Annotated in this window: 21 protein-coding genes; 11 read left to right on the top strand and 10 right to left on the bottom strand. The window is 48.6% G+C overall.

The window, feature by feature from the left end; all coding sequences use genetic code 11:
- Positions 1 to 9: 9 nt before the first annotated feature.
- The gene (locus tag KWJ01_RS22075; protein ID WP_224999296.1) at positions 10 to 1,584 is read left to right on the top strand and encodes a sodium:alanine symporter family protein; all 1,575 of its coding nucleotides are present in this window, start codon (positions 10 to 12) and stop codon (positions 1,582 to 1,584) included.
- A 67-nt stretch (positions 1,585 to 1,651) separates the two neighbouring features.
- Here the strand turns inward: KWJ01_RS22075 and pafA are convergent, their stop codons facing one another.
- From pafA to KWJ01_RS22055, 4 genes are read right to left on the bottom strand one after another with little or no spacing between them, the layout of a single operon-like run.
- The gene (gene pafA, locus KWJ01_RS22070) at positions 1,652 to 3,352 is read right to left on the bottom strand and encodes an alkaline phosphatase PafA (protein WP_224999295.1); all 1,701 of its coding nucleotides are present in this window, start codon (positions 3,350 to 3,352) and stop codon (positions 1,652 to 1,654) included.
- Positions 3,353 to 3,400: 48 nt separating this feature from the next.
- Complete coding sequence (def, locus tag KWJ01_RS22065; protein ID WP_224999294.1) at positions 3,401 to 3,949, bottom strand: peptide deformylase; 549 nt, start codon at positions 3,947 to 3,949, stop codon at positions 3,401 to 3,403.
- Positions 3,946 to 4,365, bottom strand: coding sequence for a Holliday junction resolvase RuvX (gene ruvX, locus KWJ01_RS22060; RefSeq protein WP_224999293.1), 420 nt, complete (start codon positions 4,363 to 4,365; stop codon positions 3,946 to 3,948). The genes def and ruvX overlap by 4 nt, the downstream gene beginning before the upstream one ends.
- A gap of 6 nt (positions 4,366 to 4,371) precedes the next feature.
- Complete coding sequence (locus KWJ01_RS22055; protein ID WP_224999292.1) at positions 4,372 to 5,118, bottom strand: hemerythrin domain-containing protein; 747 nt, start codon at positions 5,116 to 5,118, stop codon at positions 4,372 to 4,374.
- A gap of 327 nt (positions 5,119 to 5,445) precedes the next feature.
- On the opposite strand from KWJ01_RS22055, the gene KWJ01_RS22050 reads away from it, so the two are divergent.
- A complete protein-coding gene (locus KWJ01_RS22050) occupies positions 5,446 to 7,062 on the top strand; it encodes a S41 family peptidase (RefSeq protein WP_224999291.1) in 1,617 nt (538 codons plus the stop codon).
- 236 nt (positions 7,063 to 7,298) lie between these two features.
- Entirely contained in the window at positions 7,299 to 8,465 is a 1,167-nt protein-coding gene (locus KWJ01_RS22045; protein ID WP_224999290.1) for a homogentisate 1,2-dioxygenase, read from the top strand.
- A 110-nt stretch (positions 8,466 to 8,575) separates the two neighbouring features.
- Here the strand turns inward: KWJ01_RS22045 and KWJ01_RS22040 are convergent, their stop codons facing one another.
- Positions 8,576 to 9,295 carry a hypothetical protein gene (locus KWJ01_RS22040; RefSeq protein ID WP_224999289.1) on the bottom strand — a complete coding sequence of 240 codons (720 nt, stop codon included), beginning with the start codon at positions 9,293 to 9,295 and terminating at the stop codon, positions 8,576 to 8,578.
- 117 nt (positions 9,296 to 9,412) lie between these two features.
- Between KWJ01_RS22040 and KWJ01_RS22035 the strand changes: the two genes are divergently transcribed.
- On the top strand, positions 9,413 to 10,162 hold the full coding sequence (locus KWJ01_RS22035) for a DUF3291 domain-containing protein (protein WP_224999288.1): 750 nt from the start codon (positions 9,413 to 9,415) through the stop codon (positions 10,160 to 10,162).
- Here KWJ01_RS22035 and KWJ01_RS22030 read toward each other — a convergent pair.
- Complete coding sequence (locus tag KWJ01_RS22030) at positions 10,159 to 10,647, bottom strand: hypothetical protein (RefSeq protein ID WP_224999287.1); 489 nt, start codon at positions 10,645 to 10,647, stop codon at positions 10,159 to 10,161. The genes KWJ01_RS22035 and KWJ01_RS22030 overlap by 4 nt on opposite strands.
- A 519-nt stretch (positions 10,648 to 11,166) precedes the next feature.
- On the opposite strand from KWJ01_RS22030, the gene KWJ01_RS22025 reads away from it, so the two are divergent.
- Together KWJ01_RS22025 and KWJ01_RS22020 are read left to right on the top strand one after the other, a co-directional pair.
- Entirely contained in the window at positions 11,167 to 11,547 is a 381-nt protein-coding gene (locus KWJ01_RS22025) for a BlaI/MecI/CopY family transcriptional regulator (RefSeq protein WP_224999286.1), read from the top strand.
- Positions 11,540 to 12,955 (top strand): TonB family protein, encoded by a 1,416-nt coding sequence (locus tag KWJ01_RS22020; RefSeq protein ID WP_224999285.1) that lies wholly within the window; start codon positions 11,540 to 11,542, stop codon positions 12,953 to 12,955. Before KWJ01_RS22025 ends, KWJ01_RS22020 begins: the two co-directional genes overlap by 8 nt.
- A gap of 76 nt (positions 12,956 to 13,031) precedes the next feature.
- Here KWJ01_RS22020 and mazG read toward each other — a convergent pair whose 3' ends face one another.
- Positions 13,032 to 13,862: a nucleoside triphosphate pyrophosphohydrolase gene (gene mazG / locus KWJ01_RS22015; protein WP_224999284.1), complete on the bottom strand. Its 831-nt coding sequence runs from the start codon at positions 13,860 to 13,862 to the stop codon at positions 13,032 to 13,034.
- Between the two features lie 74 nt (positions 13,863 to 13,936).
- On the opposite strand from mazG, the gene KWJ01_RS22010 reads away from it, so the two are divergent.
- The 4 genes from KWJ01_RS22010 (at position 13,937) to KWJ01_RS21995 (ending at position 17,223) form a co-directional block, all read left to right on the top strand.
- Positions 13,937 to 14,170, top strand: coding sequence for a hypothetical protein (locus tag KWJ01_RS22010; RefSeq protein ID WP_224999283.1), 234 nt, complete (start codon positions 13,937 to 13,939; stop codon positions 14,168 to 14,170).
- Between the two features lie 135 nt (positions 14,171 to 14,305).
- On the top strand, positions 14,306 to 15,703 hold the full coding sequence (gene glmM, locus KWJ01_RS22005; protein ID WP_224999282.1) for a phosphoglucosamine mutase: 1,398 nt from the start codon (positions 14,306 to 14,308) through the stop codon (positions 15,701 to 15,703).
- A gap of 9 nt (positions 15,704 to 15,712) precedes the next feature.
- Entirely contained in the window at positions 15,713 to 16,852 is a 1,140-nt protein-coding gene (locus KWJ01_RS22000; protein WP_224999281.1) for a cysteine desulfurase family protein, read from the top strand.
- A 44-nt stretch (positions 16,853 to 16,896) separates the two neighbouring features.
- Entirely contained in the window at positions 16,897 to 17,223 is a 327-nt protein-coding gene (locus tag KWJ01_RS21995) for a hypothetical protein (RefSeq protein WP_224999280.1), read from the top strand.
- 43 nt (positions 17,224 to 17,266) lie between these two features.
- Here KWJ01_RS21995 and KWJ01_RS21990 read toward each other — a convergent pair whose 3' ends face one another.
- The 3 genes from KWJ01_RS21990 to hemH form a co-directional block, all read right to left on the bottom strand.
- Complete coding sequence (locus KWJ01_RS21990) at positions 17,267 to 17,902, bottom strand: thioredoxin family protein (RefSeq protein ID WP_224999279.1); 636 nt, start codon at positions 17,900 to 17,902, stop codon at positions 17,267 to 17,269.
- A gap of 135 nt (positions 17,903 to 18,037) precedes the next feature.
- A complete protein-coding gene (locus KWJ01_RS21985; protein WP_224999278.1) occupies positions 18,038 to 18,985 on the bottom strand; it encodes an acyl-CoA desaturase in 948 nt (315 codons plus the stop codon).
- A gap of 217 nt (positions 18,986 to 19,202) precedes the next feature.
- On the bottom strand, positions 19,203 to 20,243 hold the full coding sequence (gene hemH, locus KWJ01_RS21980) for a ferrochelatase (protein ID WP_224999277.1): 1,041 nt from the start codon (positions 20,241 to 20,243) through the stop codon (positions 19,203 to 19,205).
- A 169-nt stretch (positions 20,244 to 20,412) separates the two neighbouring features.
- Between hemH and KWJ01_RS21975 the strand changes: the two genes are divergently transcribed.
- Positions 20,413 to 21,588 (top strand): bifunctional alpha/beta hydrolase/OsmC family protein, encoded by a 1,176-nt coding sequence (locus KWJ01_RS21975; protein WP_224999276.1) that lies wholly within the window; start codon positions 20,413 to 20,415, stop codon positions 21,586 to 21,588.
- The last annotated feature ends 25 nt before the right edge of the window (positions 21,589 to 21,613 follow it).

The following is a 21,613-nucleotide window of genomic DNA, read 5'->3' as shown; positions in this document are numbered from 1 at the left end:
AATAACGGCATGATGAGGATAAAACGACTGCTACTACTATCAGCATTTAGCTTGCTTGCAGTTGCGGCAAACGCACAGCAGGCACAAGCGCTAAGCATAGATGAAAAAATAAACGAGTCGGTGGCACCTGCAACGCAGGCGATCTCCGACTTTGTTTTTTACCCCATACAACTTGGCGATGGCATTGCAGTTCCCTTTATCCTCATCTGGTTACTGGTTGGTGCCCTTTTCTTTACGTTCTACCTGAAGTTTATCAACGTAAGGGGGTTTGCCAGGGCACTTGAAATCATTAAAGGCACCTACACCAAACCCGAAGACCCGGGGCAGGTCACGCACTTCCAGGCACTTTCTGCCGCCCTTAGCGGAACCGTTGGTTTGGGCAACATAGCCGGTGTTGCCATTGCAATTTCTGTGGGCGGCCCGGGTGCTACAGTCTGGATGGTGCTGGCTGGCTTCCTCGGAATGTCTTCCAAATTCACTGAATGTACACTGGCTGTAAAATACCGCGAAATAGAAGCAGATGGCACAGTAAACGGCGGCCCCATGTACTACCTCAAGCATGGTTTTGCAGAAAGAGGATTGGGAGGGCTGGGCAAGTTTCTGGCAGTGTTCTTTGCCATTATGTGTATAGGCGGTTCTTTGGGTGGTGGTAATATGTTCCAGGTAAACCAGGCAGCGCAGCAGTTTATCAGCATGCCCCTGATCCGCGATTCTTTCTTTGCCGGCAACAGCTGGATTTTCGGCCTTATCATGGCCATACTGGTTGGGATTGTGATCCTGGGTGGCATTCAGAGCATCGTTAAAGTTACAGAGAAGATTGTGCCCTTTATGTGCGGCATCTACCTCCTGGGCGCCCTGATTGTGTTAGGCGCAAATTTCGGCCAGATACCCGAAGCCGTTGGTGCTATCTTTGAAGGGGCCTTTAGTGGTACTGCCGTTGCAGGCGGTGTAATAGGTGCCATGATCCAGGGTATTCGCCGGGCAGCCTTCTCTAACGAAGCAGGCATTGGCTCTGCGGCCATTGCACACTCTACCGTAAAAACTGGCATACCCGTTACCGAGGGTTTTGTTGCATCCCTGGAGCCTTTTATCGATACCGTGGTAGTTTGCACCATGACGGCCCTGGTGATCATCGTTACCGGCAACTACAGTGCCGCCGATGGCGATGGCATTGCCCTTACTTCCGATTCTTTTGCCACTGTTATAGAGTGGTTCCCAATTGTATTATCAGTTGCGGTAGTGCTGTTTGCATTTTCTACCATGATCTCCTGGTCGTACTACGGCCTTAAGGCCTGGACCTACCTCTTTGGTCGCAGCAAAACCACAGAACTGCTTTACAAGCTGATGTTCTGCACCTTTGTTGTAATTGGCGCTGCCATGAACCTGGGTGCTGTAACCGACTTCTCCGATGCCATGATCTTTGCCATGGCCTTCCCTAACCTTATCGGCCTATACTTCCTGGCTCCCGTAGTAAAGCGGGAAATGAACAGCTTTCTGGATATGGTAAACGGCAACGATGGGAAAGGCTTTAAGAGACAAACCAAGCCTGTTATACCTGAAAAGAAAGTAGCGAAATCTGCATAAGCACTAAAAGCAAGAGAGCCCGGCATATCTACCGGGCTCTTCTTATATCTGATAATCTTGAAAACTCTTATTTCACCAGCTCAATAATTGGATTGCCGGTGGCGCCGTTCGGAAGGCCTATGCCCAGCAGGTGCGATACCGTGGGGGCAATGTCGGTAATGTCCTGGCGTTTGTAACTGTTGCCCTGCCCGATCTGCCAGCCGTACCACATCAGGGGTACGTGGGTATCGTAATTGTAACCGGTGCCGTGGGTGGTGGCTATGGTCATCTCCTCCATCCAGGCCGGGTTGAGCAGGTACAGTACATCGCCCGAGCGGGGGCGGAAATAGCCCATCTGCAGCAGGTGGCGTATGCCTCCAAAATACTCCTGCTGCCGCATATTTGTGGCGGTATAGGCATCTACAATATAGGGCTGCTGCACCAGGTACTCCACTGCGGCCTGCTGAACTTCTGCTAAAACCAAGCCAGCCTTACTTATTTTACTGTGATTGAGGTACACCTGATCATTGGTAATGTACTCCACCAGCTCTGCCTGCTTAAAGCGCTGCTGCAGCTGTGTATTCAAACCTGCCAGCAGGGGCTTATCGGCGTAATTGCCTGCAGGGATCCGCTCCTTTATCAGAAACTGCGGCACATCGGCACCTGCATGGTCGGCAGTAAGGAAAAGCAGGTAGTTACCCTGGCCAACCCGCTGGTCAAGCTCCTCCAGCAGGCGCGCAATTTCACGATCCAGGCGCAGGTAAATATCATGCTGTTCGCGTGAGCGGGGGCCAAAGCTATGGCCCACAATATCGGGTGTGGAATAGCTTACCGCCAGCAGGTCTACTGTTTCGTCCTGCCCGAGCGACTCACCCTCCAGGGCCGCCAATGCAATATCAGTTACAATGGTATTTCCCCAGGGTGTATAGCTCAAAAGCCCAAAGTTATCGTTCTGTTCGCGAAGCTCCGATAGCACATAGGGAAAGGTAGGCGTGCTTTTCCCTTTGAATACTTTTTCATAGGGCTGGTCGTCTGGCCCGCTGTTGCGGTAGTTTGCTTCGGGCTTCAGCAGCGCCCAGGTACTATCGAGATACTGGTTGGCCAGCTGCCTGCTATTGAAACTGGTAACCCAGCCGGGGAGTTGCTGCTTATAATAGGTGCTGGTAATAAAATTGCCACTGCTGCCATCATACCAATAGGCGCCATCGGGAACATGGCCGGCCGGCAATACAGCACTACGGTCTTTTAAGCTTACGCCCACTACCTTAGCCCTGTGGCTGGTTGCCAGCTTCAGCTCATCGGAAAGGTTGGTTACCAGCAGGCGATGCGGCGATGCTGCCATGCCGGTGCTGCTACCTACCGGCTGTACTGTAGTATCGCCAACACAGTACACCGAACGCCTTAGCTCGCGGCTGTACCAGTAATTACCAATAATGCCATGCGTGCCCGGCGCTGCACCAGAGTAAACAGAAGCATGGCCGGGTCCGGTGTAGGTAGGAATGTAATTATAGTGGGTGTTATGATTAACGTAGCCTTCACGCATCAGGCGTTTAAAGCCACCTTCCGTAAAATCATCCGCAAAGCGATAAAGATACTCGGGGCGCATCTGATCAATTACCACGCCCACCACCAGCTTAGGCCTTTCAAAAACGTTGCGAACCTGCGGAGGAGTTGCTGGAGTAGCTGCTGTGGTTGTTGTAGTCTGGGCATCTGCTGCTACCGGCGATATGGGCTGTGTTTTACAAGCTGCCAGTACCAGCAAACAACCAAATAGATGTTTGAATTTCATAATAATCCTTTAGTGGCAATAGGCCATACGACACGACCTGCACTATAGTTATTTTTTAGGAATCTGAATCCGGTAATCTGTTTTCACCTGCCCCTTACTGATGTTCTGCAGCTTGCTCTGCAGCAGGCGCTTCTTCAGGCCACTCAAATAGTCAGTAAACAACACTCCCTCAATATGATCGTATTCGTGCTGAATAATACGGGCGGCTACACCTTCAAAGGTTTCTTCGTGCTCGTTCCAGTCTTCGTCAAAATAATGTACCCGTACTTTTTCAGGCCTGAACACATCGGCCCTGATGCCGGGAATGCTCAGGCAGCCTTCTTCAAAAGCCCACTCCTCACCCTCTTCCCCGAGGATCTGCGGGTTAATGAAGACCTTTTTAAAACCCTTCAGCTCCTCATCCATGGGCTCACCATCTACCACAAACATGCGTATGCTTTTACCTATTTGCGGGGCGGCCAGGCCAACACCGCTAGCTGCATACATGGTTTCAAACATATCGGCAGCCAGGGTTTTTACGTCCAGGCTCTCCTTTTCTATATCTTCGGCACGCTTTTTCAGCACCGGATCGCCATATACTACTATGGGATAAATCATCGTATTGCTTTGCTTTCCAGAAATGATTGTAAAATAATGGCGGCACTCACTTTATCGACCAGCTCCTTGTTCTGCCGGTCTTTTTTCTTTGCTCCGCCGGCCAGTATGGATTGCTGGGCCATGCGTGAGGTAAAGCGCTCATCATGCAAATGTACGGGAATCTGTGGAAAATGCTTGCGCAGCAGGGTAACACATCCTTTAGCGCCGGCTGTTGCAGTGGTATCGCTGCTATCCAGGTGCCTGGGCATCCCTACTACAAAGGCCTCCACTACTTCTTGCTGAATGTATTTTCTGATGAACTCCATCAGATCTTTGCTGTGCACCGTATCCAGGGGGGTGGCAATAATTTGCAGTGGATCGGTAACGGCCAGGCCTACCCGCTTGGCACCATAATCAACAGCCATAATACGCGCCATGTGCTATTAATTAAGGGTAATAAGGCTGCGCCATTTCTGCTTGATGTTTTTCTCCAGCGCCAGGGCCTTTGGAAAAAGAATTTCATCTTCGATGTGGGCGTGGGTTTTGAGGTTTTCTTCGAAAGACTGCAGCTCCCTGTAGACCACTTTTACCAGCAGACTGGTCTGGTCTGTAATTGCATAGTTTTGGGTAAGGGCCCTGATGCCTTCCATTTCATCGTCGTGGCAGTCGTGCTCCACGGCAAATTCTTCAATTGCATTCTGCTCCATCATGAAAAAGAGCTTTCCGGGATGAAAATCGCCCCCATTTGCCTTATGCAGCTGCAAAATATAGGTAAAAAGCGTATCCTCTTCTTTGTAAATGTGCCGGATAAAATCTTCTACATAGAGCGGAAAAATAAACTTAAGATCTTCGGCTGCTGCAGAATTTACCAGGTCGCCGGGCTTAAGCTCCTGTATAAGGCGTGCAATGTAGGGAAGCTTATGCTTCACAAAAATATAATGCGTGTGCTTAAGATAGGCAATGATGATATCTACAGGAACACTGCTAAGGTTAGGTACCTCGGGCTGCTGTGTGGCAGCAGACTCCAAGCTGCTGATTACCTGCTCCACACGCAGGCCCCGCTGCCGGCACACCTGCTCCAGTGTTTGCTCTGAATAATCGTAAAATTCTATGCCAAAGTAATATAGCACCGACGCAAACACGTAGTTCTTTTCAATTAACTCTGCAATCTTTGACTTGTCGTAGCTCACCTGGCAACTCGTTTAGAAAAGTAAATATACAAAAACCCTTTTGTTTGTGGTATAAAATTTGGTAAAGCATTCGTTAATAGGAAGAAGCGAGCCGGTGCATGTTTTAAAGCAAAAGAAGCTTTTTTAGCTGCCCGTAAAAACTTAACTTCCTTAGAAGAAAAATCGCTTTAACATAAAATTTGTTTTGGAGAAAACGATCCTGCCGCAGCATGTGTTAAAAAATATATACATGCTCCCTTTTCAGTATTATTAATATAAGAAATTTAAAAGGCATTAACCAGCAGGCAGATGCTTTTCTGCAGCTGCACAAGCCCTGAAGATAAACCTATGCAAAAAAACACTAAATCAGCCGCTAAATTACCTCTTTTCGTTTTTCTGGGTGTTGCCGTTGGCTTGCTGCTGGGCACCACCATTGCCGGCAGTGGCCCGGGCAGCAATCCTTTTAACAGCCTGCTTAAGTTCAGGGAAATTGTTACCCACATTGACCGCTATTATGTAGATGAGGTGAATACCGAATCTATGGTGGAAGATGCCATTAACGGAATGCTGGAAAAACTGGACCCACACTCTGTGTATATTCCAAAGGAAGAACTACAAATGTCTAAAGCCCAGCTGGAGGGTCAGTTCGATGGCATTGGTGTAGAGTTTAACCTCATCAGGGATACCATTGTGGTTGTGGCCCCACTGGCAGGCGGCCCCTCCGAAATTGCCGGCCTGCAACCAAACGACCGCATTGTGCAGGTAGATGGCAAAAATGTAGCTGGTACCAACATCAGCAATAAAGAAGTATTTAACCTGCTGCGCGGCGCCAAGGGAAGCAAGGTAGAGCTGGGCGTGCTCCGCAGGGGAAAAGACAAGGTTCAGAAATTTACCGTTGTACGCGATAAAATTCCGCAGCACTCCATTGCTGCCAGCTATATGGTAAACGATGAGGTAGGCTATATTAAAGTTACCCGCTTTGCTGCGACCACCTACAACGAATTCCGCACTGCCGTAGATACCCTGATGGCCCAGGGCATGCAAAAGCTAATCCTGGACCTGCAGGACAACCCCGGCGGTTATATGGATCGTGCCGTAAACATGGCCGATGAGTTTATCAGCGGCAATAAAATGATTGTGTATACCGATGGCAAGAAAAGCCGCTACGACTCGCAGTCACGCGGGCAGCGCACCGGCCGTTTTGAGGAGCAACCTGTAATTGTGCTGATCAACGAGGGTAGCGCCTCTGCCTCTGAAATTGTGGCAGGCGCCCTGCAGGATAACGACCGCGCCCTGATTGTTGGCCGCCGCAGTTTTGGCAAAGGCCTGGTGCAAATGCCAATTGGCCTGAACGACGGATCTGAACTGCGCCTTACCATTTCGCGCTACTACACGCCAAGCGGACGCTCCATTCAAAAGCCTTATGGCTCCGGCAAAGAGTATGGCAGTGACCTGAAGGAGCGCTATGAGCATGGCGAATACTTTTCTGCCGACAGCATCCGCTTTAGTGATACCCTGCGTTATGAAACCCGCAAAGGCCGTGTGGTATATGGCGGTGGCGGCATTATGCCCGATGTGTTTGTTCCACTGGATACTACCCAGAACAGCACATACTTAAGCAAGCTGTACCTGAGCAACGTGGTAAATGAATTTACCCTTAACTATACAGAAAACCACCGCAACAAGCTGGTAAAAATGGGTTATAAAGAATTCTACAACCACTTCCGCGTAACGGATGCCATGCTCCGAGATCTGGTGAAACTGGGCGAGCGAGAGGGTGTGGAGTTTGATGAAGAAGGCTTTGACCGCTCAAAAGAACTGCTGCGTACACAGGTTAAGGCAGTAATGGCCCGCAATATCTGGAACAACAACGGCTATTACCCGATTTATAACCAAACCAGCAGAATCTTTCAACAGGCCCTGCAGCACTTCGATCAGGCTGCCGAGCTGGCCAGTAATGATTGATAGAGGATAGAAATCAAGAGTGAACAGTAAGGACAACAGTATTATTTTTATACTGTTGTCCTTTTATTTTTTAGAGCTTTTTTTCTCCTTTGGTAAGCAGGGCATTTTATTTTTTGTTGTAAATGCACATGCCTGATCGAGCAGGTTACCGGTAGCTCCCGCCTTTTTGTTGATAAAGATCCGGAAATGCTGTGTAAAATGCTTTAACCAACCACTCACTACCAAATCTTAAAACTATGTTTTACTGCAGAAGAGGCAATGTTCCCCCAAAACGACATACGCAGTTCAGGCAACCCGATGGCAGCCTTTATGCCGAGGAGCTTGTAAGTTCGCGGGGCTTCTCGGGAATTTACTCTAACCTCTACCATGTGTATCCGCCCACACGGGTAAAGCAGGTAGGCAAACCACAGCCCTTTGGCTCCAGAATACGGGCAGATTATCCCCTTCTGCAAACACACCTTAAAACAGCCGGCGAGGGACTTACTGGCAGCGATTACCTGCAGGGCCGCCGCATGTTGATGAAAAATGCCGATGTTGGTATTGGCATCTGCAACCTGCCTGCAGGCAACAGCATGAGCTACTTCTACAAAAATGCCGAGGCCGATGAGGTAATCTATATCCATGATGGCAACGGACACCTGCTCTCCCAGTTTGGTGTGCTGGATGTTCGCAAAGGCGATTATGTAGTGATTCCCCGCACCACCATTTATAAGTTTGAGTTCGATAGTAGTGTGGAAATGGTACGGCTGCTGGTGGTAGAATCGGCCAGCCCTATTGAAACACCAAACCGCTACCGCAATGAGCTGGGGCAACTACTGGAGCACAGCCCCTTTAGCGAGCGCGACATACGCCCGCCCCATGAGCTGCTAACCGTAACAGACAAAGGAGACTACCTGGTGAAGATCAAGAAAAGCGATTACCTGCACCAGTATCACTACGAGCACAGCCCCATGGACCTGGTTGGCTGGGATGGCTACCTCTACCCTTTTGCCTTCTCCATCTACGACTTTGAGCCGATAACCGGCCGCATACACCAGCCACCACCGGTGCACCAAACCTTCCAGAGCAGCGGATTTGTAATCTGTTCTTTTGTGCCACGCCTGTTCGATTACCACCCACTGGCAATCCCGGCCCCTTACAATCACTCTAATATCGATTCTGACGAGGTGCTGTTTTATGCCGAGGGCGATTTTATGAGCCGGAAAGGCATTGACCGCGGCTCCTTTACCCTGCACCCCGGTGGCTTACCACACGGCCCGCACCCGGGCACCGTAGAAAAAAGCATTGGCAAAAAAGAAACCCACGAATATGCTGTAATGGTAGATACCTTCCGCCCCCTGTCGCTCACAGAAGAAGGCATGGCATACATAGATGAAAACTACCCCATGAGCTGGACGGAGTAATCAAGAATAAGATTCATGTATCTCTAAAAAAACAAAGCAGAAAGGAAGCACCTTTCTGCTTTGTTCATATAAGACCACCAGCCTAAAAACTAAGTGACTACAGCTAATTTTTACTGCGACTGGTCTTTGATCTGGTTATAGTAGTTAATGGCATGCAGCAAATCAGAGCGCCTGCGAATGTCCAGTTTATTTTTTTCAATGTAGGCCTCTACCTGTGCCCGGCGATCCTTTACCAGCCTCATGAACAATTCCGGATCAGGTTTTCTGAACCTTACCTCTTTGCTGGCCATTGAGGTAGGCATGCTGTAAGGTTCAATAGAGCTGTTAGGCGTTACCAGGTAAAGCGTTTCGTAAGGCACCACTATTGTATAATTACGCATACTGGTTCTGTCGTACCAGGTTGGAATGTAGTAGCCTCTATAGGTGTAGGGCATATTATTATGCCTGGTTTCTGTTCTGAATTCTGTTTTGCTTAGTGCAGATAAATGCCCGCCCTCCAGCAGCGCTTCAAAAAACAGCATTACCTGGTGCCTGCTATCGCCTGGCGAGTAGGGCAGGGAGTAAAATGTACGGGTTATGCCCAGCTCTTCGTCGTAGAACCTGAAGGAAACCACCTGGTTGGCATCGTAAGAGAGAGTTTTGCCACCTGTTTGGATTTGCAGCAGTGCTGCTTTAAAATCTGAATAATAGCTGAGTTTTCCTGAAAGGCGCTCTCCTCCTTCCAGCTCTACAGTGCCTTTAAACCACATGTCGCGGTTCATCTGTGCCGTTGCAGTAACTGTAAGCAGGCACAATACAAACAGCACAAGCAGTTGCTTTATATGAGTCATAGAAAATAAGCCTTTTGTGTTTCAATATTAACGCAAACGCTGCAAAAAACGTGCTATTTTTATCAAACATGAATTTGTTCATAAACATGCATATCAGCTCCGGCGTTCTATTGTAACATGACTTTTTCTTCACGCCATCCTTTTTCCGTATCTCCTCCCTGGGTGCTGTTTTCTCTTTTTCAGCTTAGGGAGGGTAACAAATTCTGGGCTTTTAAAACCATGGGCACTTATTCCAGGCTGCTTACCACCAGCGAACGCATGCCTTTTGGTTTGATGCTGGGTACCGGGGGAGGCAGGGGTTTCTTACTCCCTAACCTGAGGCAGTATGCCCTGCTCACCTGCTGGCAGAGAGCGGAAGATGCCCATAATTTCATGAAGGTATCGCTGCTGGCACAGGGCCTTCAACAAAGGAGCAAGGAAGTATGGTCGGTGCTGATGCAGCCGGTTGTTTCTAAAGGCGCCTGGGCCGGCAACAATCCTTTTACTCCCCTGGCCGATCCCCTGCAGGCACACGAACCCGTAGCGGTACTAACCAGGGCTGCCATAAGGCTGCCACGTTTACTGGAGTTTCTAAAGCATGTGCCCCCTGTTAGCCAGACTACAGATACTGCTCCCGGTCTGCTGGTTAAAACCGGCATTGGAGAGCTGCCCATTGTGCAGCAGGCCACATTTAGCCTATGGAAGGATACACAAAGTGTAGATAACTTTGCCTATAAAATGAAGGAGCACCGGGAGGTAGTGGCCAAAACACGCCAGCGAAACTGGTACAGCGAAGAACTCTTTGCGCGCTTCAGGCCCCTACAATCATGGGGCACCCTGGGCGGAAAAAATCCGCTGCAGAACATTGCAGCAAGCAACCCGTACTAAAAGCTTTTGCCAATGCTGATGCCACCAAACAGGGGCACCAGGGCGCTGTTCCTATCGGCTGTAAAATCTAGTGTTGGCATGTAGGCAATTCTGAAGAAGAAGCCCCCTTCCGATTTTTGGTACCGGTACCCTATCCTGAAAGGCACTATAGAGGTTACTTTGTAGGATTCATACTCAAGCTCTGCCCTGCTTAAGTTAAACCTGGTATCGGGGAGCAACCAGGGCGTATACCCCACTCCCAGCTCTGCAAAGTGATTTTTGCGCCCCCAGAACGCAGTAACTTCAAGCGGAATACTGGCCGAGAAGTAGTTTTTAGCTGCTACTCTCCTGGGCGCTGCACTAACACCTATTCTTGCAGCAGCCCTAAAGCTTCCCTTTTGAAAGAATATCTGCTCATAGTTTACAGAATAGTAAATGCCATTACCGCCCAGCTCCAGGTATAAGGCCCTGTTGGCTGTAATGGGTGCTGCCTCTTTCTGAGCCATCAGGGGAAGAGTAAAGAGCAATAGGATAAAAGCGGTGCACAAAAAGAATCTGTAGGGATGGAGCTTCATAATGGTGGGGGTTACAAACCATAAAAATTTATTCCAGCGTATTAAAAGCTATTTCTCATTTTCCATTCAGGCAGCACTATTCAACCAACTTAGTACTGTACCAAACATATAAGGCTCTCCCCCCCATCACCCTATTCACACTGCTTCTTCCAGCTTACTACCTATCCTGTGTCAGTGCCTATCCTATGTTAAAGATTCAAGAGTGAGAAAAAAATGGTTCACCTCCATTTACCTGCTCCTCACCTCACTACTCACTCCCTAAAAAACAGATTCTATACCAGCAGCATTGTGATTTGAGCACCAACATCAATATACATAAGATAATTGTTAGGGAAAAACAAAAAAGGCTGAAATTAAAATTCAGATCTCTTTAAACATTTACAACTAATTATTTAGTTGTTAAACTAAAATTTTAGTAGATTTAATGAAGTAAGAATTACAGCACTGTATATGAAAGAATTAACAAAAGCAGAAGAGCAGGTAATGCAGCATCTATGGAAGCTGGAAAAAGCGTTTGTCAAAGATATTGTAGCAGGAATGCCCGAACCAAGACCTGCCTATAATACGGTGTCGACCATCATCAGAATACTGGAAACGAAAGGCTTTGTGGGCCACGAGGCTTTTGGAAAAACATACCAGTATTTCCCCATCATTGGCAAAGATGAGTACCGCTCATTCTACCTCAGGAGCATGGTATCGAATTACTTTGGCGGCTCATTTCAAAAGCTGGTGAGTTTTTTTGCCAAGGACAACGACCTGGATGTACAGGAGCTGGAGGAGTTGCTGAAGCACGCAAAGAAAGACATCTCTAACCCGAACGAAGATGAATAGCCTTTTTAACTACCTGATCACGAGCAGCTGGCTTTTGCTGCTGCTGGCGCTGGGCTACTTCTTATTGTTGCAGAACCAGAAGCTGCTGCGATTTACCCGCTTTTATCTTGTTGGTAGCCTGCTGTTATGCCTGCTGCACCCTTTTGTAGCCATAATCAGCACCATATTGCCCGCTAATGCTGAAATTGCAGGTACTACGCTCTCTATCACACAGGTGGAACAATACCTGCCTGAACTAGTACTTTCACCACAGCAGACTAATAATGCATCTTCTGCCCTATCACTGCTTTTCGCACTCTATCTAACAGGCAGTAGCATTGCTTTGCTGCTATTCCTGGTACGGCTGGTGAAGCTCCGCTCTATGCTAAATAAGCTCTCTTTTCAATCTACACCAGAGCAGTTTCTACTAAGCCATTCCGAGGGAGCGCATCCCACTTTTTCATTTTTCCACTACCTGGTGATTAATAAAACTCACATAGCTACGGCAGAAGAGTATAGCCTGGTACTGCAGCACGAGCAGGCACATGCCCGGGAGCTACATTCAGCAGATGTGCTGCTGGCCGAGCTGGTTCAGGTAGTGCTGTGGTTCCATCCGGGCATCTATCTCCTGAACAATGCCCTGCGCCAGACCCATGAGCACCTGGCCGATGCCGCTGTTATCAAAACCTCCGGTACCGAAACAACATACATAGCACTCATGGCAAAAGAAGGTCTGGCTGCGGCAGGTCTCCCCCTAAGCAGCACATTTTTTCAATCATTCACCATAAACAGAATTCGTATGATCAAAAAACACACCTTACCCAGCTCGAAATGGCGTATTACTGTCACTTCTCTGTTTGCTACTGCACTTATTGCTTTCATAGCTTGTGAAGAGCAAGTAGAGCAGGTTTCGTCTAGCCCGACGAATGCTACGGAGGTATATGAAATGCTACCACCACCGCCACCTGCAGAAATGCCTGAGAATCCTTCAAAAGCCGATATAGCAGCAGTTATTCCGGATGCTACAGGTATTTATAATATCGTAGAAGAAGAGGCAATGCCAATAGAAGGTATGGCCGCTTTTTATCAGCAGCTGTTCAGCCACATAAACTACCCGGAAGAAGCACTAGCGGAAAAAGTTGAGGGGACAGTCTATATCAGGTTTGTCGTAGACGAAAACGGAAATGTAGCTTCTGCAGAGCCGGTCAAAGAACGAATGATTGGCTATGGATTGGAAGATGAGGCCATACGTGTAATAGAAGCCACTAAGTGGACCCCGGCAAAACAGAGGGGAAATACTGTGAAGCAAAGAAAAATACTTCCTGTGAAATTCATTCTGAAAGATGCTACAAAAGAGAAGAGCATCAAAAAGCATACCTCTGTTTTATTTCAGGGCATGATGAAAGCACCTGCAGCGGACGCCTGCTAATTTTTGGTTTCTCTTTAATCTCTACCCTAAATGTAGGGAGCAGAAAAAAGGCCGGTATAGCACCAGCCTTTCTGCATTAACCCCATTTTTTGGCTTCGTCCCAGTACACATCCATCTCGGCCAGTGTCATGTCTGATAGGCTTTTGCCTGCTTTGGCAGCGGCCTGCTCCAGGTACTGAAAGCGGCGTATGAATTTTTTATTAGTACGCTCCAGCGCCTCTTCGGGATTGATATTTGCAAAGCGGGCATAATTAATCAGGGAGAATAGCAGATCGCCGAATTCAGACTGCGCCTTCTCCTGGTCAATGGGCTTATCGCCGGCCGCATTGAACTCTTCTTTGAACTCCTGCATCTCCTCTTCTACCTTTTCCCATACCTGCTCCTTACGCTCCCAGTCGAAACCCACGCCGCGGGCTTTTTCCTGTATGCGCATGGCCTTTACCAGGGCTGGCAGGGTACGGGGTACACCGCCCAGCACAGATTTTGGTGCATCGGAAGCTCCCTTTTCCTTTAGCTTAATTTTTTCCCAGTTGGCTTTTACGGCTTCATCATCGTGGGCTTCTACATCGCCGTATATGTGCGGGTGCCGGTTTATGAGCTTTTCACACACACTGTTCAGCACATCTCCAATATCAAAAGCCTTTTCTTCGGAGCCAATACGGGCATAAAATACCAGGTGCAACATCAGGTCACCCAGCTCTTTTTTAATCTCCTGCAGGTCGCGTTCAATTATAGCATCCGATAATTCATAGGTTTCTTCTATGGTGAGGTGGCGCAGGCTCTCCAGGGTTTGTTTCTTATCCCAGGGGCAGTTTAAGCGCAGTTCATCCATAATGGTAAGCAGGCGATCAAAGGCTTCGAGTTTATATTGGCGGCGCTCATCGGCCGGTGGTGTTATCTTAGGCATAGGCTTAGAAACTTTGCTTTAAAAACATTCGTTTTCACTATAAAGAGCGTAAATTTGTAAAAATAAATAAGACTATGGCTACTTTGTTGTTGGGAATAGGGTTTGTGGCGTTGTTTTTCATTTTGATGTCAGTAAGGCTTATATTCATAAAAGACGGACAGTTTAAAGGCACCTGTGCCTCACAGAGCCCTTTTTTAAATAAAGAAGGTGCTACCTGCGGCTATTGCGGAAAAAAAGTAGGCGAGGGAGCCTGTGGAAAAGATGAAGAACCGCAAAACGAAGTAGAAAAGGTTTTATCAAAATTCTAATATTTAGCCCTCTGCAGTTAAATATTTACAATATTCAATATAATAAATTTTAGCAAAGCCAACCGCCTTCTACCGTAGGTGTCTGTATTTTTTTGTACCTTTGCACTCCATTTTACCATTAAGTAAAAAGTTTACGTGGCGCTCATAAAATCAATTTCGGGTATTAGAGGAACTATTGGCGGACAAAGCGGTGAAGCGCTTACCCCAATAGATGTTGTAACCTTTGCAGCTGCTTTTGGCAGTTGGATAAAGGATAAAAGTGGCAATTCAAAAATAGTGATTGGCCGCGATGCCCGACCGTCGGGAGATATGGTCTCCAAGCTGGTGAGTGCCACCCTGCAGGGCCTGGGTATCAGTGTAGTTGATCTTGGCTTGTCTACCACCCCTACTGTAGAAATGGCTGTTACAGCCGAAGGTGCCGGCGGCGGTATTATCATTACTGCTTCGCATAACCCGGTGCAATGGAATGCCCTTAAGCTGCTCAACGGCAAGGGTGAGTTTATCTCTGCCAAGGATGGCGAGGAAGTACTTAAAATTGCCGAAGACAGGAGCTTTACCTTTGCCGAGGTAAAAAAACTTGGCGATTACGAGCTGAATGAGCAGTACCTGGATGAGCACATCAATAAAATTCTTGCACTGCCGCTGGTAGATGTGGAAGCCATCAAAAAGAAAAACTTCTCTGTGGTGGTAGATGCGGTTAACTCCAGCGGAGGCATTGCAGTACCTAAATTACTGAAAGCCTTAGGCGTTAAGCAGGTAAAGCAGCTTTTCTGCGAGCCCAATGGTCAGTTCCCTCACAACCCGGAGCCGCTGCCCGAGCACCTGGGCGACATTTGCCGCGAGATTAAAAACGGCAAATACCACCTGGGCATCGTAGTAGACCCGGATGTGGACCGCCTGGCCCTGATCAGCGATGATGGCGAGCCTTTTGGCGAAGAATATACCCTGGTTGCCGTTGCCGACTATGTGCTGGAACAGCAGGGCGGCGGAAATACAGTTTCTAACCTTTCTTCCTCTCGTGCCCTGCGCGATGTTACCGAAAAACACAAGGGCAGCTATGCCGCTGCAGCTGTAGGCGAGGTAAACGTGGTAGACAAAATGAAGGAAACCGGTGCTGTAATCGGTGGCGAAGGCAACGGCGGTATTATTTACCCTGAGCTGCACTACGGCCGCGATGCCCTGGTTGGCATAGCCCTTTTCCTTAGCCATTTGGCTAAATGGGGTAAGTCTGCTGCCATGCTGCGCACCAAATATCCAAACTACCACATCTCTAAAAATAAAATTGAGCTAACGCCTGATATTGATGTAGACCGTGTGCTGCAGGAAATCCAGCAGCGCTATTCAAAACACGACATCAATACCATTGATGGTGTTAAAATTGATTTTGAGAACGAATGGGTACACCTGCGCAAATCTAACACAGAGCCTATTATTCGTATTTATTCAGAATCTGCATCGCAGGCTACAGCAGAACACCTTTCTAAGAAAATTATTTCTGATATTAAGGAGGTAATTTCCACCAAACAAGAATAGCAATACATCATGAGGGTATACCTGGATAATGCTGCTACCACACCCCTGGATCCGGAGGTGTTTGAGGCTATGCAGCCCTATATGCTGGGCTTGTGGGGTAACCCCTCTTCCATACACAGCCATGGCCGCGAAGTTCGCTCGGCTATCGAAAAGGCACGCCGTAAGGTGGCGGAGCTGGTGAATGCTGCCCCTGCAGAAATTTTCTTTACCTCAGGCGGCACCGAGGCCGACAACATGGCCCTGCGCTGCTCCATTGAAACAGGTAAGATAAAGCATGTGATCTCCTCGCCAACCGAGCACCATGCCGTACTGCATACCCTGGAGCACCTGCACAAAGCCGGAACAATAGAGCTGCACATGCTGGAGGTTGACCAGAAAGGCCGCCCCGATCTGGACCAGCTGGAAAAGCTGCTTGCCAAACATATTGGCTGCCTGGTATCGCTTATGCACGGCAACAACGAGATTGGCACCCTCCTAGACCTGGAAAAGGTAAGTGCCCTGTGCCAGGAACGCGAAGCTATTTTCCACTCAGATACAGTACAAACCGTAGGCCATTATACCCACGATTTAAGCAAGCTAAAGCTGCAACACCTGGTGGGCTCGGCACATAAATTCCACGGCCCCAAGGGAGCCGGTTTCCTGTACATCAATGCCGATCATCGCATACACCCGCTCATCCATGGTGGCTCACAGGAACGCAACATGCGTGGTGGCACCGAAAATGTGTATGGCATTGTAGGCCTGGCCAAAGCGCTGGAAATTGCCTACCGCGATATGGAAAGCCATCGCCAACATATTAGCGGCCTTAAGCAACGCATGATTAGCCGCCTGCAGGAGAACCTGCCGGGCGTTAGTTTTAATGGCGACAGCGCCAACCTTGAAGGCAGCCTTTATACTGTGCTGAACGTAAGCCTGCCCGCCACCGACGATAACGATATGCTGCTCTTTAACCTGGATATCAATGGCATATCGGCCTCAGGCGGGAGTGCATGCAGCAGTGGCTCTTCCCTGGGCTCACATGTGCTGAGTGCTATAAAGTGCGACCCCAACCGCGGGGCCGTACGTTTCTCCTTCAGTAAGTACAACACGGCAGAAGAAGTTGATTATGCAGCCGGTAAACTTACTGAACTTTACCGGGTAGAAGCCTGATAAGGCCTGTACCCATTCCATCACCTATTTTCGAGATCCACTACATGGCAATCCATAATAACAACAGAAGGCCGGCGGCAGCGCCCCGGCATCTGATTCAGGTAATGTGCTCTGCCCCGAACTTTGAGGAGCATTCTCCGGAGTTTTACGAAGAGAACAATATCAAGCCTCCAACTACCCTGCAACCTGTGTTGATAGATGTTAACTTTATTCAGGCAGTAGAAAAATGCGAGCATGGAGAGGATGAGTGCCACATTACCCTGCAGGATGGTACCCAGTACCATGCCTCTGTTCCCTATGAAATAATTCTGCGCTTCTTTCAGGAACACGAAAGCGCCGTAATCATAGACTTTACAAATTACAGTTTCTAGCACACAAGTACAGCAATGCTGCTGACATAGAAAAAGGAGCCCATCAGGCTCCTTTTTTGTTTTTTGTATCCCACTCCAGCAGGCTTTCGATTAGCTCGTGCTGCGTATCCAGTGTTTTATTATCGGAATACCATTTGTGCACCAGGTAAGTAAAATCTTCCTGACTGCGGCCTTGGGGGTTGCTCTTGAATTCATTTACAACAGCCTGTGCAGCTTTTGGTCTGGGCCCCCAGCTGCCTAACTCCTGTAACTGCTGTGGCTCCAGGGCAATAAGTTTAGGAATGGAACGGGTGCCATTGGTGAGATAAGCATCCATAACAGCAGGATGCTCGTCTCTTAGCAACAGTTTAAGACCTATTTTGTGGGAGTATTCTGCCACCATAGCCATTACCGGTACAATCTGGGCAGCATCGCCACACCACCCCTCGGTAAGTACCACCCACAACTGTGGCTGCTGTAACTTATCGAGCGCCTGCCTGAGCTCTTCTACCAGTACAGCGGTTTTATTTAGGCGCTGCATCCGCTGCAGGTTTAAGCGGGCGTAATCCACAAGCCATTCACTCTGATCGGTGCCGGTGGTTCTTCCCTTTTCCATTTCTGTTTCAATCAGCTGCATGTATTCGCTGTAAGACATTGCCTCCCGAAGCAGTTCTGGTGTTATCGGATTTTGTGTGTTCATATTTTTCTAACCAACAAAAAAGCGGTGAGTTCCCCCCCCGCTTTTTATATACAATATCTAATTATTAACTGATTAGTAAGTAAGATGCTTATGCCGGCCCCAGGCTACCTCTGGCTGTTAAGCCACCTCTGGCTGTTAAGCCGCCTCTACCTCAAGCTCTTTTTGCTTGGCTTGTTTGGCCAGCTGCTTTGCGTGCTCTTTATTTTTAGAGTACTTTATGTGCTTAGGCACACCCCTTAGGTCCCAGATAAGTCCCAGCCAGCTTAGCACTTTCAGTCCGTAGTAGGTGAGGTCAATTTCCCACCAGAAAAATCCCTGGCGAGCCGCTACTTCGTAGTAGTGGTGGTTGTTGTGCCAGCCTTCGCCAAGGGTAAGCAGGGCCAGCCATAAGCTGTTCCTGGATTCATCACCAGACTCGTAGCGCTGGTTGCCAAACTTGTGCATGATGGAGTTAATGGAGAAGGTACCATGGTACAGCACCACTGTGCTTAGGAAGAAGCCAACAAACAGGGCCGAGAAGCCAGCAGTTGTAAACATTTCTGTAATGCTGCCACCATTAACAATACCACCCAGGGCCATTACCACCAGGGCCAGCACAACTGGCGGCACCAGGTGATGCTTGTTTAACCACACCAGCTCTGGATACTTGGCATAGTCGGCAATTACTTTATAGTTGGTTTCTTTATGATCGGGACCTACAATCCAGCCTACATGCGAATGCCAGAAACCATACAGTTTCATTGAGTGCGGATCTTCGGGCTGATCGCTGTGACGGTGGTGTACACGGTGATGCGATGCCCACCAGAGTGCTCCTTTCTGGGCACTGGTTTGTGCCATAAAGGCAATCACAAACTGAAACCAGCGTGATGTTTTATAAGATTTATGCGAGAAATAGCGATGATAGCCACCTGTGATCCAAAACATGCGGAACACATACAGAAAAATACATACCATCCAGTCGAACAGGGTAGCCCCAGTAAACAAGGCTGCCAACGGAATCAGGTGCACGGCAAGGAAGCCAAGTTCCTTGGCCAGGTCTCCTTTAGACTTTTTTACAACAGTAGTTTCTGAGCTTTGCATCATCTGGCTTTGTAATTCTTCATCAAATATAACAACTAAACCCTTTTAGTTGTGACAACAATTTTCTATAAGGGTATAGTGCTAATCTATTGCCTAACAGCGGCAGGAGCGCAATAATTCAAATTGCGCATAATTTGGGGCAAAGGTCTTAAAAAGATCATTCATTGAATATGACAAAAGTCATCTTTCAGGCCCTTTCTGCAGAAAGTCGTCATCTGCATCAGTTACCGCTCCTTCTTAGCACCATTTCCTGGAGGCATTTCACCCACAGCGGATGATCGTTAAGGCTCTCTACCAGTTCCCAGCGTTCGCCACCGGCCTCTAGGAAATTTTCTTTGAAAGTTTCGCCTACCTCTACCGTAGTTTCAAGGCAATCTGCTACAAAGGCAGGGCTAAAGGCCAGCACTTTTTTCTTACCTTCTTTAGCCAGCATAGGTATCACATCGTCGGCATAGGGCTGTATCCAGGGATCTTTACCCAGGCGGCTCTGGAAGCAGGTACTATATTGGTCTGGCTTTAGCCCTAAACGCTCTGCCAGCAGGCGCGAGTTGTAGTAGCACTGCGCGCGGTAGCAATACTGGTTTTGAGGCGTGTAAGTAGCACAGCAAACCTTATCTATTTTACAGTAATCTCCGCAGGAGCCTTTATAGATTTGCCGCTCGGGCACACCATGGTAACTGAACAGGTAATGATCCCAGTTTTCTTTTTCGATGTATGGCTTAGCCCGTGCTACCAGCGCCTGCAGGTAAAGCTCCTCTTCTACAAACCTGCCAATATATTGAATAGAAGGAATCGTTTGCCAGCCACGCACCACCTCCATTACTTTATCAATAACCGAACCGCTGGTTGCCGAGGCATACTGCGGAAAAAGAGGTAGGATGATCAGTTCTTTCAGGGAGCAGGCCTGAAGCTTTTTCAGTACTTCCGGAATAGAAGGGCTCTGGTAGCGCATGGCCAGCTCTACCACAAAATCCTGCCCCAGGGCCTGCTGCAGCAGATCGCGCAGCTGAAAACCATAGTATTTAAGCGGTGAGCCTTTTTCCTTATCCCACAGTTTTTCGTACTCATGGGCAGACTTTGGTGCCCGGAATGGAGCAATAATACCATTTACCAGGGCAAATCGCTGCGGGTACGATATGTCAATCACACGACCATCCATCAGGAACTCCCTCAGGTACTTACGAACATCAGGCACTGCAGTACTATCCGGCGTTCCCAGATTTACCAGCAGCACCCCTGTTTTAAACATACTATTCTGCATGTAAAGTTGTACAGTTTTAGGGTTGTAAAGTTACAAGTACTAAACTGATACCGGGGCTTTTATCCTTAAAAGCTTATTAAAACTTTATTATTAGCCTATAAACCTTCTTTATAGGCATTAACTTATAATACTTACAGCCGCTTCAGCAACCTTTTGTATATAACCAGCCATGAAAACACAGCACCTGAACCTACGTACCGCACAAGGCGACATCTTTTCTGCCAGTCTGGACAGCCCTGCAGGGGGCAGACCGGCAGCCTGTGCAATTATGGTGCACTGCTTTCCGCGCCGTTCAGAAGCAGAGCACCTCCTAAGCCTGGGTCTTACCCAAAACCGCTACGAAGTGCTGCGCATTTCCATGGCCGATTATGAAGAAGGCATCTCGCCCCAGGTGCTGCAGGAAGCCTACCGTTTTCTGGCAAGCTCCAGGCAGGCACCGGCACTGGTGATAGGCCATTCTGTAGCAGGTACAGCCCTTCTGGCAGAAGCAGCAGCATGGACAACGGTAAAAGCTATCGTAACCATAGGAGCACCGGTTTCTTCTCAGGCACTGCATGCCATGCTCGATGAGGACATTGACGACCAGGACTATGCCACCCTTACTTATCACACCGGCCACGAAATAGCCATAGACCTGGATATGCTTGACCTCCTGAGCGAACCCCTCATCCGCTCACGCCTGCAGCAGCTAAACAAGGCCTTGCTCCTGATGCACAGCCCCCAGGACCGGGAAATTTCTGTAGACAGCGCAGCCACCCTCTACACCGCAGCCCGCCACCCGAAAAGCTTTGTTACCCTCGATGGCGCAGATCACTTTCTTTCTGTGCCCGGCGATGCTCTTTATGCCGGTAACCTTATTGCCAGCTGGGTGCAGCGGTATATTGCCCTGCCGCCAGACACCCTGCGCACCCATATGGAGGTAGTTGCCCGTACCGAAAGCGGTGGCTTTACAACTGAGGTAAGGGCAGGGCAGCACAGCCTGCTGGCCGATGAGCCAATCAAAGTAGGTGGTTTAAACCTGGGCCCAAGCCCATACGACCTGCTTAATGCCTCCTTAGGCGCCTGCACCACCATGACCCTGCGCATGTACGCCGACCGAAAAGGCTGGCCCTTGCAGGAGGCTATTGTGCACCTGAAACACGATAAGGTGTACGGCGAAGACTGCCAGGTATGTGACCAGCCCGGCAGTATGCTCGACAGAATAGATCGGGAGGTAGAGCTGATAGGCCCACTTGATGAGCAGCAACGAAAACGTTTAATGGAGATAGCCGATAAATGCCCGGTACACAAAACACTTTCAAACCGCATTACAATTGTAACTGCAGAAAAAAAGAATAACGTTTAAACTATCTCTTGTTGGGAATCCTGCA

Origin of the sequence: Cesiribacter sp. SM1 (assembly GCF_020178975.1) — a bacterium.
In the GTDB taxonomy this organism is placed as follows: Bacteria; Bacteroidota; Bacteroidia; order Cytophagales; family Cyclobacteriaceae; genus Cesiribacter.
The sequence above is the reverse complement of the archived record's forward strand: the minus strand, read 5'-3'. Positions and strand labels throughout refer to the sequence as shown.